The following is a 13781-nucleotide window of genomic DNA, read 5'->3' on the forward strand; positions in this document are numbered from 1 at the left end:
CGGTCGAACGTGCCGACGATCCCAATCACGGCGTGCCTGACGACGACGAGGCGGGATTGCGCGCCGACCGCCCGCATTAGCCGGATACGGCCGCAAAAAACCCGAACTCGCGCAGCCATCGCGATCCGGCTGATGCGATCCGAACCGCCGTTGGCCAATTAGCGCTGGCGGCATGATTCCCATTACAAAAATGCCCGCCGCGAGACCGGCGGCGGGCATCTGCTCTTCGGCTCGGAGAGAGTTTGAGCCTTAGATATTGGCAAGCAATTCGTTGATGCGGGACTCCATGTCCGCAAGCGCTGCGTCGACGCCCTTTTGACCGGTGATCGCGGCACTCATTTCCTGACCGATAATGTCCTGAATCGCGAACTGGCGCTGGACGGTCGATGGCAGCGGCGTGCCGAGAAGAGCGATCGCCGAGATCGTGTCGCGATGTGGCAGGGTCTTGAACTCGGCCGAGCCGAGGACGACCTTGACCGCCGGCAAATGGCCGGTGCGCGACCAGTCGAAGTCGTTATCGTGGAAGAACTTCAGGAACTTGCCGATGGCGGCAGTCTCCTCCGGCGAGCGATCCTTCTGGGAAACGGCCCAGCTGTGACCGTCGGCATATTGCGCCTTCTTGCCGGCAAAAAGCTGAGGATAGGGATAAACGGCATAGCCGCCCTTGTTGAGCGCCGTGCCTGCTTTTTGCGACGACGCAGTATAGTCGCCGATAACCCAGGTTCCGTTCAGATGCACACCACCCTCGCCACTCAAGAAGGCGTTGATGCTGGCGGCATAATCGAGGTCTTTGGTGGTATCTCCCTCGTCATAGATCGCCTTGTACATCTCAAGAACCTTCCTGGCTTCGGGCGTATTCAGCCTGACCTTCTTCGGATTGGCGAAGAAGTCTGCGTCCTGCTGGAACAGGTAGGTGTAGAGATTGCGGGTATAGAGGGCGGCCTCGTTGGCGAGATTCTGCACGAAATAGGGTTTGCCTGTCTTTTCCTTGAATTGCTTTGCTTGCGCCAGAAGCTCATCCGGACTGGTTGGAAGCTTCGGCGTGCCGTCGGTGTTGACGAGACCGGCCTGTTTGAAGAGATCCATGTTGATGTGGTAGAGCATGGTCCAGTTGTCGATCGGCAGGCCATAGATCTTGCCGTCCTTCGTCACCCCGCCAAGGCTGGCGTTGGTGAAGTCCGAAGGCGCGACGCCAACCGATTTCAGGACGTCATCCAGCGGCATGATCAGGCCCTTGGACTGATAGTCTGCAAGCACGGATTGATGGATGGTGACGATATCGGGCGGATCGCCGGCTGCGAACTGTGCCGTCAGCTGGTCGTAACCCGGCCACTCGACCGTGGTCACGGCGACGTGGATATCAGGATTGTCGGCATTGAACTTATTAATCAGCGAGGTGATGATCCCGCACTCTCCGACAGCCTTGCTGACGTCGGTGTTGGTGCCGAAATCCGCGTCACAGGCGCCGAAGAAGCGCTGGACGGTGAGTTCGGTTGCGGCAAAGGCCGGCGAAACGCCGACGAGGGCGATGACCGATGCCGCCGCCAGCATGTATTTCCTCAAAGCATGCGTCATTCCAACTCCTCCTCTTGAGTTCTTCGACTCCTGGCTTCAGTCAGGCCGCTCTCCCGGAGCGGGTTGCGCCGTCGTCGGCGTGCCGGGTCGTCAGCGCACGGCGGCGCCGGAGACTGCCGTCACGATGTATTTCTGGAAAAACAGGTAGAGAACGAGGATCGGCGCACCGGCAAAGACCGCTTGAGACATCAAAAAGCCGAGGCCCTCGGATTGTGCAAAGTTGGTCTGTGTCGAGGCAATGCCGATCGTCAGCGTATACATTTCCTTCTTCGTCCCCGAAATCAGCGGCCAGAAGTAATCGTTCCAGGCGCCAAGGAAGGTAAAGATGCCGAGCGTTGCCTGGGCCGGGATCGTCAGAGGCAGTAGGACAGCCCAGAAGATCTTGAAACGGCTGGCATTGTCGAGCAGCGCCGCTTCGTCGAGCTCCTTCGGGATGGCCCGAAAATACTGCGTCATCAGGAACACACCGAAAGGCGCCGACAGACCGGGCAGGATCAGACCATGGTAAGTGTTGTGGAACTTCAGCCAGCTGAACAACTGGTGGCGGGCGATCAGCACGGCCTGTTCGGGAACCGCGAGACCAAGCAGAACGATGATGAACAGCGCATTGCGGAACGGAAAATTCAGCCGTGCGAAGCCGTAGCCGGCGAGTGAAGACAAGACCAGCGTCATGATCGTCAAGCCGCCGGCTACGATCACACTATTGAGGATCCAGCGAAACACCGACGAGGTCGCAAGGATATTGATGTAGTTGTTGATCGTGTAAGGTGCGCGGAAGACAGCGTTCATATCCGCCATCAATTCCTTGTTGTCCTTGAGCGACAGCCCGATCACCCACAGCACCGGCGCCATCATGACAAGCGCACAGAGGATGGCAAGGAACAGGATCACCCGATCACCGGTCGAACGGCCGACCATATTGCCCCCGGAAACAGCACTCATCCTTCCTCTCCTCTGCGGCGCGAGATGAAATATTGCGCCATGGCAGCAATCAGGATCAGGACGAACAGAACTTCGGAGGCCGCGGCGCCCAGTCCAAGGTCCCATTTGGTAAAGGCCGCCTCATAGATGTAGAACACGATCGGTTTGGACACATTGTTCGGCCCCCCGAGCGTCATCAGTTTCGACTGGCCGAACAGCTGGAACTGCAACACGACCTGAATGATGAGAACGAGGACGAAGGTGCGCCGGATCGACGGCAGGGTAATGTATCGCAGCGTGCGCCAGCGGCTGGCATTGTCGAGCGCGGCCGCCTCGTAGATCTCCGCCGGCACCTGTTGCAGCGCCGAGAGGAAAAGCATCATGGGCAAGCCGATACACCACCATATCGTCGCAATCGCGATACCGATCATCGCAAGCTTCGGATCGGACAGGAATGCGGGCGAAGTCGCGCCGAACCAGCCGTAGATGGTGGCAAGCAGACCGAAATTGCCGATGAAGACGATGCGCCAGATCAGCGTCACGATCGTTACCGACAGGACCGATGACGAGAAGTAGACCGCACGCAGGACGGCCGCCGCCTTCGTCTTCCGGTTCAATGCGAGAGCCAGCATCAGCCCCAGAATCGCCAGTGCCGGCACCGTCAGGAACGCGAAGTAGAACGTATTCCCAATCGCCTGAATGAAGATCTTGTCACGGAACAAGCGCAGATAGTTGTCGATGCCGACGAAGCGCCCCGTGCCGAAGGCATCAGCCTTGTGCAGGCTTAGCCAAATGCCCCAGAACAGGGGTATGACGAGCAGTGAGACGAAGAAAAACAGATAGGGAGCGACAAAAAGCGCGTTGCGCCAGAGCGGAGCGTTGATGTTCTGCACCTTTTGCCGTGCGACGGCTCTGGCCGCCGACCGAGCTCCCGACAGCGTCACGTCAACCATGCCCCGGCTCCTCATTGTGCCAGGCGCGGCCCTCGGCGTCGAAGAGATGGGTTCGGCTGCCGTCCAATATCAGCCCGACCTCCTCACCGATCGCCACACGACTGTTGCCGATGTCTTCGGCCACCACCGTGCTGCCGTCCTTGAGGCGCGTATAAAGAAGCGTGCGGTCGCCGAGCCGCTCGAGCACGTCCACCTTACCGGTCGTGATCGGGATGGCGCCGTTTGCAGGCTTCACCGCCTCGGCTCGGATGCCCAGCGAATGCGGACCGCTTTTGACGCCAGAGGCACGGATTGCCGTCTGCAACTTCGTGCCATCGGGCAGCGTGGCGCTGATGAAGCCGTTGCGCTCCGACAGGCTCACGTCAAGGAAGTTCATCGTCGGCGACCCCACGAAGGTGGCGACGAAGCGGCTGGCCGGACGGGAGTAGATCTCCATTGGAGAGCCGATCTGCTCGATCTTGCGGTTGTTCATGACGACGATGCGATCGGCAAGCGTCATTGCTTCGATCTGGTCGTGCGTCACGAAGATCATCGTCGACTGAACGCGATTGCGCAGCTGAGCAAGCTCGACGCGGGTGCGCACCCGCAACGCCGCGTCCAGGTTCGACAAGGGCTCGTCGAAAAGGAAGGCTTTCGGCTCCTTGACGATGGCCCGGCCGATCGCGACGCGCTGACGCTGGCCGCCCGAAAGCTGGCCAGGCTTGCGCTCCAGCAGATGGCCGATCTCCAGCATACGGGCAGCTTCGGCAACACGGGCTGCAATCACGTCTCGCGCAACATTGATATTGCGCAGGCCGAACGCCATGTTGTCGGCGATTGTCATATGCGGATAAAGAGCATAGCTCTGGAACACCATCGCGATATCGCGCTGGCCGGGTGGCAGCGTGTCGATGCGCTGGCCGTTGATCGAAATAGCACCCTCGTCGACACTCTCGAGGCCGGCAATCATCCGCAGCAGCGTCGACTTTCCGCAGCCGGAAGGACCGAGAAACACCATGAATTCATTGGCCTTGATCGACAGGGACAGACCGTCGAGAACGGTCACTGCGCCATAGCGCTTGCTGACATTCTGGATTTCGATATTGGCCGTCATCCGACCACCTCGACAATGGAATCGGAACCCGAAAAGCCGATACGAACATGTGGCTGACATATGCCGACCATGCGGGTATCCGCCGCGAAGAACGGACACGCATTAATCGGCAATAGCGCCAAAACAGAAGCTTCTGCTTCCATCTCTTCCTCCCAGTGGCACGTCAAGACCGGTGCGCCGACATTAAATCATACTATTTCAATGTCAACATATTTCCGATATATATCGTAAATGCTGATTTAAATATCAGGACTGCAGGCGGATCATTCGATACGACAATGGCGCGATCTTCACGCTGAGCTTGCCATCGGCAACCAGCGAGCCTGTCGCCTTTACCGGCGCGACATTGAAGGGCGCTTCAGCGGTATTGGTGATGGTGAGATCGGAATGCGCGATGACCTGATCGTCGACGACCTTCAACGCCCCAAACCCGAGCAGGCTGGCGTCGAGATCAAGCGCTTCAGTTCCGTGACGGTTGACGATGAAGAATGTCAATCTTCCCGTATCCGCATCGTGAACGGCGGAGACGTCGAGATACGGCACCTCGCCGAGGTCGTCGGCCTTGTAGGTCGGACTATCGACCATCAGCCGCAGCGCCGTGCCACGACCGTAGAGCGAAGCGAAGTAATAAGGATAGAAGATCGTCTGGCGCCACGCGGCACCGCCCGGCGTCGTCATGATCGGCGCGATGACATTCACCAGCTGCGCGAGGCAGGCGATCTTCACGACATCAGCACGATTGATGAAGGTGTTGAGAATGCAGCCGACCTGCAGCACGTCCTCGAAGTTATAATCATCTTCGAGAAGAGCCGGGGCGTGTGGCCAGCCATTGGCGCCGGCAAGCGTTGCCTTGTCGCGCTCCTTCGAATGATACCAGACATTCCACTCGTCAAACGAGATATAGACATCCTTGGCCGAACGCTTCTTGGCCTTGATGTAATCGATCACCCCGGCAACCGTCCCGATGTAGGTATCGAGCTCTATGCTGCGTGCTAGGTAGTTTGCGGTGTTTTTCGCGCGGTTCTCGAAATACATGTGCAGCGAAATATAGTCGACTTCGTTGTAGGTATGGTCGAGCACCGTCGCTTCCCATTCCGGATAGGTCGGCATGTGGGCATTGGACGATCCGCAGACGACGAGTTCCAATCCATCGTCGAAGGCGCGCATGGCCTTGGCGGTTTCATGTGCCAGGCGGCCATATTCGTCGGCCGTCTTGTGGCCGATCTGCCAGGGACCGTCCATCTCGTTGCCGAGACACCAGAGCTTGACGTTCCAAGGCTCGGCCCGGCCGTTGGCGATGCGCTTGTCGCTCCATTCGCTGCCGCCGGGATGATTGACATATTCGAGGAAATTGCGTGCCTCGTCCAAGCCGCGGGAGCCCAGATTGACCGCAAGCATCATCTCGGTATTGGCGGAAGCGCACCAGTCGGCAAATTCGTGGATGCCGACCTGATTGCTTTCGGAGGTGTGCCAGGCAAGGTCGAGCCGCGTCGGACGATTCTCCTTCGGGCCGATCCCATCCTCCCAGTTATAGGCCGAGACGAAATTGCCGCCGGGATAACGCACGATCGGAACGTTGAGCTCCTTGACGAGATCGATCACGTCCTTGCGCATACCGTTCTCATCGGCGGTCGCATGCTCAGGTTCGTAGATGCCGGTATAGACTGCACGGCCAAGGTGCTCGATGAACGAGCCGTAGAGGCGCGGGTCGATGTCCGAGATCGTGTACTTGCTGTGCGCGGTCACCGCAGCCTTCATGATATCCTCCACAATATCTCATTTTGTGATATATATCACAATTTAAGATGAATAAAGCGGAAGCCTTGGCCGCGGTCAAGGGCAAATCTCAGAAAATCGAATAGGCTTAGCGGGTCTTGATACGCAGCAGGATATCCTGATCGTAATTGCCGAAGCCGCGGCCGAATATGTTGATGCCGCCGGGATGCTTGGCGTCATCACGCACACCGATGCGCAGGCGAATCGAATGGTGTTCGTTGAGCTTGAGATCGGCCAGCGTCACGTCCGATATGCGCAAGCCATCAACGAATGCACCGTCGTCATTGATACGGAAGCTCTTCAGCTTCCCGTATTGCGACCCCTTCAGCTTCCACCAGTCGGGCGTGAAAACCCCGCGTTTGTCGCCAAAATCGCCAGGAGACGTCCAGGTTCCGATATCGACGCCGTTGACCGTCAGCGTAATGTCGGAGGGCCAGTCGGCACTCGTGCCGGGCACTTCCGAACTCAGCTCCATGACGAACTCGATCTCACGAATATGGGCATTGGTCAGCCGCGCATTGTTGGGGAACTGATACTCGACATGGCCGCGCGTGAACCAGATAAGCGCCGTCTTCATCCGGTCCGGATCAAGAAACGTGTTGGGGACATCGAGCAGCCCGATGATGCCGTCCACCGAACAAAGACCGCAGGGCGCCGTCACATCGAAGCTTGTATAGAGGCCAAGCGGCATTGCCACCTCAATGGCATCCGGTTCAGCTTCTTTGATTTCATTCTTGAAGACGACAAGAATCTCGTCATAAACGCTGTGGCAGACCTTCTGGTTGCCTTTGCGCGCCTTCTGCGTCTCGGTGCGGATCAGCCCCGCCTCTTCGAGCATCTGCACATTTGTCGAGACACTCGACTGCGGCAAATCAAGGATTTCAGCGATTTCGTTGACGTTGAGTGCCCCTCTCTCGTGCAGCAATTTCAGCACCGAGACCCTTGCCGGTGATGCGAGCCCCTTCAGGACGGACATACCCTCTTCGGGGTGGACGACAAGAAAATTGCGGCTCATGGGGTTCCGATCGGCGAGATATGAATGCGTATCCACGCTCTATATCAGCATAACTGATTTAATCAATTGGATCACGCCGCCGGCCCGCCTTTTAGGGAAATGAACTCTAGCCGCCGCCTTTGGATCGCCGCCCGGATTGTGGAGTATTCTGTGGCGCTGAATTGCCTCCGCCGATTCCGATAAATCGAGCGAAAAGCCGACGCACACCATAGGCATGAACGAGATTGTCGGCGCTTTGCAGCCAGATGCCCACCATATGCTCAAAAATTTTGAGAAAAGCTTTTCTCATCTTGACTCTCGTATTGAGAAAAGCTTTTCTCATGTCGAATTAATCGGGAGAGATCATCTGCAAAATCAGCGTACCAGAAGCGGCCGAACGACGATTCACGATGTTGCGGCCGCTGCGGGCGTGAGCATTTCGACGGCATCGAAGGCGTTGAACAATACCGGACGGATGGCGGGAGAGACCCGCGAGCGGGTCAAGCGGATTGCCGCTGAAATCGGCTTTCGTCCAAATGCCCTTGCCAAAAGCCTGCTTAGCAACCGCAGTTTCACCATCGGTCTTTTGACCAACGACACATACGGCCGCTTCACGCTTCCGGTGATGGCCGGGATTACGGAGGCGCTCGCCGATCATGGGGTCTCGGTATTTCTCTGCACCATCGAAGACGATCCGGCGCTTGGAAAGGTTCATGTGGACGCTATGCTCGACAAGCACGTCGACGGCATCATCGCTTCGGGAAAAAGGATCGATCGTCGGCTGCCGGTGGATCTTTCCAACCTGCCCGTGCCGGTCGTCTATGCCTTCACCGAAGGCGCGCCCGACAGCGTGACGTTCTGCGCCGACGATTTTCAGGGCGCGACCCTTGCCGTCAAGCGGCTGATCGGCCTCGGCCGCCGCCGGATCGCTCATATTACCGGTCCGGAGAGTTTCGTATCCGTGCGCGAACGGAGCCGCGCCTATCGTCGCCTCGTCGGGGACACCTTGCCGGTGCTCTATGGAGAATGGTCGGAAGCCTGGGGGCATGAGGCGATCGCAAAGCTATGGATGACGCCGGGTCCGAAACCCGATGGCATTTTCTGCGGTAACGACCAGATCGCGCGGGCGGTCGTCGATGGGCTGCGCGAGCGAGGCGTGCGTGTGCCGGAGGATGTTTCGGTGATCGGCTTCGACAACTGGGAGATTGTCGCTGCCCAGACGCGTCCGCCGCTGACGACGGTCGACATGAATCTGAAAGCGCTCGGGCGCGAGGCAGGGCTGACGGTCCTGGCGCTTGCCGAGGGACATGCCGTCGAACCGGGCATCAGGACGTTACCGTGCGAACTGATTGTTCGGCAGTCGTGCGGAAGAGATTCCAAGCTTTAGTGGAAGAAACGAGGCAATGGGAGTTGCCTCAAGGGAGGAGAAACATGATGAAGCGATTTCTGGCCGCAACCGGCCTCATATCTCTATGCCTTGCATCCGTCGCATCCGCCGAAAACATCTCCATGTGGGTTCGAAGCGGCATCGGCGATTCCTTCAAGAAGGTCGTCGAGGCCTATAATACCGGGCATGACGACAAGGTCACCCTGACGGAAGTGCCTTTCTCGGAGCTCGTGCAGAAGTATGCAACCTCCATCGCCGGCGGACAGGCGCCCGACGCCCTGTCGATGGACCTTATCTATACGCCAGCTTTTGCCGCCGCGGGCCAGCTCGAAGACCTGACGGACTGGGCAAAGAGCCTCCCGTACTTCAATTCTCTATCGCCCTCGCATGTGAAGCTCGGCACCTATGACGGACATATCTACGGCTTGCCCTTGTCTGTGGAAACCTCGGTCTTCGCCTGGAACAAGGACCTGTACAAGAAGGCCGGGCTCGATCCCGAGAAGGCGCCGGCGACCTGGGAGGAAATCGAACGGAATGCCGAGAAGATCCGTGCTCTTGGCGGCGACACTTATGGCTTCTATTTCTCGGGCGGCGGCTGTGGCGGCTGCATGATCTTCACCTTCACGCCGCTCGTCTGGGGTGCCGGTGCGGATATTCTTTCGGCAGACGGAAAGAAGGCCACACTCGATACGCCGCAGATGCGCAAGGCGGTCGATATCTATCGCGGCATGGTGAAAAAAGATCTGGTGCCGGCTGGCGCAGCCAGCGACACCGGCGCCAATTTCCTCAGCATCAGCAACGGCAAGATCGGCCAGCAGAGCATCGGCGCATTCTCGATCGGCACGCTCGTCACGCAATATCCCGATATTCATTTCGGCGTGACGCTGATCCCAGGCGTCGACAACAAGCCATCCTCCTTTGCAGGTGGCGACAACTTCGTTATTTCCAAAGGTACGAAGAAGCTCGATGCCGTGAAGAAATTCCTCGAATACACCTATTCGCTCGAGGGACAGAAGATCATGGCGAAGTACGGCAGCCTGCCGACGCGCGGCGATATTGCCGATCAGGTACTGCAGGGCCTCGATCCGCGCATGCAGGTTGGACTAAAGGCGATCTCCGTCGCCAAGACCCCTTACACGCTGCAATTCAACGACCTGATCAACAGCGCCAACGGCCCTTGGGCAGGCTTTACCAATGCCGCGATCTTCGGAAGCGATGTCGACGGCGCTTTCTCGAATGCCCAGTCGGAAATGCAGTCGATCATCGACAACGCGCAATAGCAATCAATCCATCACCCCGGGGAGCTTCAGGGCTCTCCGGTTCCTCCATCGCAATATCGGGAGCATTCCATGGCTGGTCCTGGAGCCATCGCAACCGCGCGCCCTAGAAAGCGGCGAAGACATGCAGGCTGGCACGGGTTTCTTTATATCGCGCCCGCCATGGCGCTCGTCATCGTCTTCTTCGTTTTGCCCGTCGTCTTTACTGTCTGGATGAGCTTTCACAATTGGCCGCTGCTCGGCAATCCCCGCTGGATCGGCTTCGGCAACTATATCCGCATGTTTTCCGACATGCGCTTCATGGCGGCATTGCGCTTCACCGCCTATTATACGGTCGTCGTGACCATTGCGATCTTCGCCGTCGCCTTCCCGCTCGCCTTCTTCGTCGAAAAACACAAGCCGTTCGTCGGCCTCTATCGAACGGTCATCTTTCTTCCCGTCGTCATCGGGCTTGCAACCGCCTCGCTGCTCTGGGTCTGGCTTGCCAATGTCGACAGCGGCTTCTTCGCGCCGATTGCGCTGGCGCTCGGTCTCGTCGACAAGAGGCCAAACCTCCTTGCAGATTTCGACATGGCCTTCGCAACGATCATCGTCATGGTGGTTTGGAAGATTGCCGGTTTCACCATGATCATTCTGTTGACCGGCCTACAGGCGATCCCCTCCGAACTGACCGAGGCGGCCCGGATCGATGGCGCAAGGCGCTGGCAGCGCTTCCGGCACCTCACTCTGCCGCTGATGCGCCGCACGATCGCGCTCGCGCTGATCATTTCCATCACCGGCTCGGTGCTCGCCTTCGACCAGTTCTATATCATGACCAGCGGTGGCCCGCAGAACCGCATGATCTCGGTGGTCTACTATATCTTCAACCAGTCCTTCGTGTCCTTCAATCTCGGCTATGGTGCCGCGCTCTCGATCGCGCTCCTGGTCATTCTGGTGCTGATCAGCGTCGTCCAGCTACGGCTGCTGCGCGTCGGGGAGGAGCGGCCATGACCACAGCAAAAGAGCGCCGCGCAAGGCGCAAACTCTGGGGTGGCATCGGCTATCACGGCATCGGCGTCGTCATCGTCATCTTCTTTTTCGCGCCTTTCGCGATCGCATTGCTGTCGTCGTTCCGGCATGGAACCGAGGCGAGCCTTCCGCCGCTGCCACCATGGCCGACGACCGGCTTCAGCTTCGACGCTTACCGCTCGCTCAATGGCTTCGGCGCCGGCGTCTTGCAACATACGCTGAATTCGCTCTTCGTTTCGGTCGCGACGGTGCTTTTGACCGTCATCGTCAGCCTGCTTGCCGGATACGGCTTCTCGCGCTATCGCTTCCCCTTCAAGGGCGCGCTCTTCATCCTGATCATCGCGACGCTGATGATCCCCTTCCAGTCGATCCTGACGCCGCTGTTCATCATCCTGGCAAGGCTCGGCCTCAACAACTCACTGATCGGGCTAACGCTCGTCTACGTGACGCTGCAGCTTCCCTTTTCGGTCTTCATGATGCGCAACGCCTTCGATGCCGTGCCGAAGGAAATCGAGGAGGCCGCACGCATCGACGGTGCCCGCGACCTGAAACTTCTTTTCCGCGTTCTCTTCCCCTTGGTGCTGCCGGGTGTCGCGACCGTTGCGATCTTCGCCTTCCTCAATGCCTGGAACGAGTTCCTGGCGGCCCTGGTGCTTTTATCTAGCAACGAGAAATTCACCCTGCCGGTGCTGATGATCGCCGTCAGGACCGGCCGCCTCGGCGCCGTCAATTGGGGTGCGGTCCAGGCCGGCATCGCCGTCATGACCATCCCCTGCGTCATCGTCTTTCTGCTTCTGCAACGCTACTACATGCGCGGGCTGATGGCCGGCGCGGTGAAATAACCCTTTAAACAACGGATCAAACCATGTCTGACAGAGAAAACCGCCAGTTTCGCCCCGTGCCCGTTCCGAATGTCGAGCTCGCTGGCCTGTTCGGCGCCCGCCAGGATGCAATCTGCAATTCTACCGCTGCGACGCTGCTCGATCGCTGCGTCGAGGCCGGCATGATCCGGGCCATCGATGTCGGCCAGCCGAGCCCAGGCATCATCATTCCCTTGCAGGCCTGGTCGGGCTCCACGCAGATGTTCTGGGACAGCGATCTCGGTAAGTCGATCGAGACCATCGCCTATTCGCTCTATCGACGTCCCAATCGAGAGCTGGAAGCACGCGCCGACGCCATCATCGACATGTACGAAAAGCTGCAGCAGGAGGATGGCTATCTGAATGCCTGGTTCCAACGCGTCCAGCCCGGCCGCAGATGGACGAATCTCCGCGATCATCACGAACTTTATTGCGCCGGCCATCTGATCGAGGCGGCGGTCGCCTATTATCAGGCGACCGGCAAGCGCAAGCTGCTCGACATCATGAGCCGCTTTGCCGATTACATGATCACCGTCTTCGGGCATGGCGAAGGCCAGCTTCGCGGCTATTGCGGCCACGAAGAGGTGGAGCTTGCACTCGTCAAGCTCGGCCGCGTCACCGGAGAGAAGAAGTATCTCGATCTTGCGAAATACTTCATCGACGAGCGCGGCCAGCAACCGCATTTCTTCACCGATGAAGCGCTTCGCGACGGCCGCGATCCCAAGAATTTCGTGCAGAAGACCTATGAATACAGCCAGTCGCATCTGCCGGTGCGCGATCAGACGAAGGTCGTGGGCCATGCGGTGCGTGCCATGTATCTCTATTCGGGCATGGCCGATATCGCCACGGAATATAACGACGATACGCTGACCGCGGCACTCGAAACGCTCTGGGACGATCTGACGACCAAGCAGATGTATGTGACCGGCGGCATCGGGCCGGCCGCCTCCAACGAGGGCTTTACCGACTACTACGACCTGCCGAACGAAAGCGCCTATGCCGAGACCTGCGCCTCCGTCGGCCTCGTGTTCTGGGCCAATCGCATGCTCGGCCGCGGGCCGAACCGCCGCTATGCCGACATCATGGAAGTGGCGCTCTATAACGGCGCAATGGCGGGACTGTCGCAGGACGGCAAGACCTTCTTCTATGAAAATCCGCTGGAGAGCGCCGGCAAGCATCACCGCTGGACCTGGCATCATTGCCCCTGCTGCCCGCCGAATATCGCGCGCCTGCTCGCCTCCGTCGGCTCCTATATGTATGCCGCCGCCGACAACGAGATCGCCGTCCATCTCTACGGCGAGAGCAAAGCGCGTATTCCGTTGGCCGGCGGCGTGGCGGTGCAGCTTTCGCAGGCAACGCGCTACCCCTGGGACGGCGCAATCCGCTTCGAGGTCAATCCCGATCGCAGCGCGACATTTGCGCTATCGCTGCGCATTCCCGAATGGGCCGATGGCGCGACGCTTGCAGTCAACGGCGCACCGGTCGATCTGGCGACAATCACGGTCGATGGCTATGCCCGCATTGAAAGGGAATGGAAAGCAGGCGACAGCGTCGATCTTATCCTCCCGCTCATCCCGCGCGCGCTGTTTGCAAATCCCAAAGTCCGCCAGGATGCTGGACGTGCTGCCCTGATGCGCGGCCCGCTCGTCTATTGCGTCGAGACGACCGACAATGGCCACGATCTCAACGGCATTTCGCTTGCGAGCGATCCGGCATCCGCCAAGACGACGGAAATTGCCGCGCTGGAAGGGGCCGTCGCGCTCGATGTTTTAGTGACGCGCGAGACGGCTGACTGGGGCTCCGACCTCTACCGGACGGCGCCACCAAAAGGCGTTCGCTCCACGGCACGTTTCGTCCCCTATCACCTCTGGGACAATCGCGAGCCCGGCGAAATGCTGGTCTGGATCCGCGCCGATCAGATGCGTCACGGAGCCTGA

General features: G+C 58.9%; 13 protein-coding genes. 5 read left to right on the forward strand and 8 right to left on the reverse strand.

Annotated features, from left to right (window positions below; genetic code table 11):
- Nucleotides 1-249: 249 nt before the first annotated feature.
- From RHSP_RS16175 to RHSP_RS35140, 8 genes are all read right to left on the reverse strand, one after another.
- Nucleotides 250-1575, reverse strand: coding sequence for an ABC transporter substrate-binding protein (locus tag RHSP_RS16175; RefSeq protein WP_004119242.1), 1326 nt, complete (start codon nucleotides 1573-1575; stop codon nucleotides 250-252).
- Between the two features lie 90 nt (nucleotides 1576-1665).
- Nucleotides 1666-2517, reverse strand: coding sequence for a carbohydrate ABC transporter permease (locus RHSP_RS16180; protein WP_004119244.1), 852 nt, complete (start codon nucleotides 2515-2517; stop codon nucleotides 1666-1668).
- Nucleotides 2514-3449, reverse strand: coding sequence for a carbohydrate ABC transporter permease (locus RHSP_RS16185; protein WP_004119247.1), 936 nt, complete (start codon nucleotides 3447-3449; stop codon nucleotides 2514-2516). Before RHSP_RS16185 ends, RHSP_RS16180 begins: the two co-directional genes overlap by 4 nt.
- On the reverse strand, nucleotides 3442-4542 hold the full coding sequence (locus RHSP_RS16190; RefSeq protein ID WP_004119250.1) for an ABC transporter ATP-binding protein: 1101 nt from the start codon (nucleotides 4540-4542) through the stop codon (nucleotides 3442-3444). Before RHSP_RS16190 ends, RHSP_RS16185 begins: the two co-directional genes overlap by 8 nt.
- Nucleotides 4539-4685 (reverse strand): hypothetical protein, encoded by a 147-nt coding sequence (locus tag RHSP_RS34655; protein ID WP_157385357.1) that lies wholly within the window; start codon nucleotides 4683-4685, stop codon nucleotides 4539-4541. The genes RHSP_RS16190 and RHSP_RS34655 overlap by 4 nt, the downstream gene beginning before the upstream one ends.
- A 103-nt stretch (nucleotides 4686-4788) precedes the next feature.
- The gene (gene arfA, locus RHSP_RS16195) at nucleotides 4789-6300 is read right to left on the reverse strand and encodes an arabinosylfuranosidase ArfA (protein ID WP_004119252.1); all 1512 of its coding nucleotides are present in this window, start codon (nucleotides 6298-6300) and stop codon (nucleotides 4789-4791) included.
- Between the two features lie 106 nt (nucleotides 6301-6406).
- On the reverse strand, nucleotides 6407-7333 hold the full coding sequence (locus tag RHSP_RS16200; RefSeq protein WP_037152414.1) for an ArsR/SmtB family transcription factor: 927 nt from the start codon (nucleotides 7331-7333) through the stop codon (nucleotides 6407-6409).
- 106 nt (nucleotides 7334-7439) lie between these two features.
- A complete protein-coding gene (locus tag RHSP_RS35140) occupies nucleotides 7440-7622 on the reverse strand; it encodes a hypothetical protein (protein ID WP_167332656.1) in 183 nt (60 codons plus the stop codon).
- Here RHSP_RS35140 and RHSP_RS16205 point away from each other — a divergent pair.
- From RHSP_RS16205 to RHSP_RS16225, 5 genes are all read left to right on the forward strand, one after another.
- Nucleotides 7548-8699, forward strand: coding sequence for a LacI family DNA-binding transcriptional regulator (locus tag RHSP_RS16205; RefSeq protein ID WP_004119259.1), 1152 nt, complete (start codon nucleotides 7548-7550; stop codon nucleotides 8697-8699). The two genes, RHSP_RS35140 and RHSP_RS16205, sit on opposite strands and share 75 nt — an antisense overlap.
- A 44-nt stretch (nucleotides 8700-8743) precedes the next feature.
- Nucleotides 8744-9979, forward strand: coding sequence for an ABC transporter substrate-binding protein (locus RHSP_RS16210; protein ID WP_037152417.1), 1236 nt, complete (start codon nucleotides 8744-8746; stop codon nucleotides 9977-9979).
- A gap of 69 nt (nucleotides 9980-10048) precedes the next feature.
- Complete coding sequence (locus tag RHSP_RS16215) at nucleotides 10049-10966, forward strand: carbohydrate ABC transporter permease (protein WP_037152420.1); 918 nt, start codon at nucleotides 10049-10051, stop codon at nucleotides 10964-10966.
- Entirely contained in the window at nucleotides 10963-11826 is an 864-nt protein-coding gene (locus RHSP_RS16220) for a carbohydrate ABC transporter permease (protein ID WP_037152422.1), read from the forward strand. The genes RHSP_RS16215 and RHSP_RS16220 overlap by 4 nt, the downstream gene beginning before the upstream one ends.
- Before the next feature lie 23 nt (nucleotides 11827-11849).
- Nucleotides 11850-13781: a glycoside hydrolase family 127 protein gene (locus RHSP_RS16225; RefSeq protein ID WP_004119267.1), complete on the forward strand. Its 1932-nt coding sequence runs from the start codon at nucleotides 11850-11852 to the stop codon at nucleotides 13779-13781.

It is taken from the genome of Rhizobium freirei PRF 81, assembly GCF_000359745.1.
GTDB lineage: Bacteria > Pseudomonadota > Alphaproteobacteria > Rhizobiales > Rhizobiaceae > Rhizobium > Rhizobium freirei.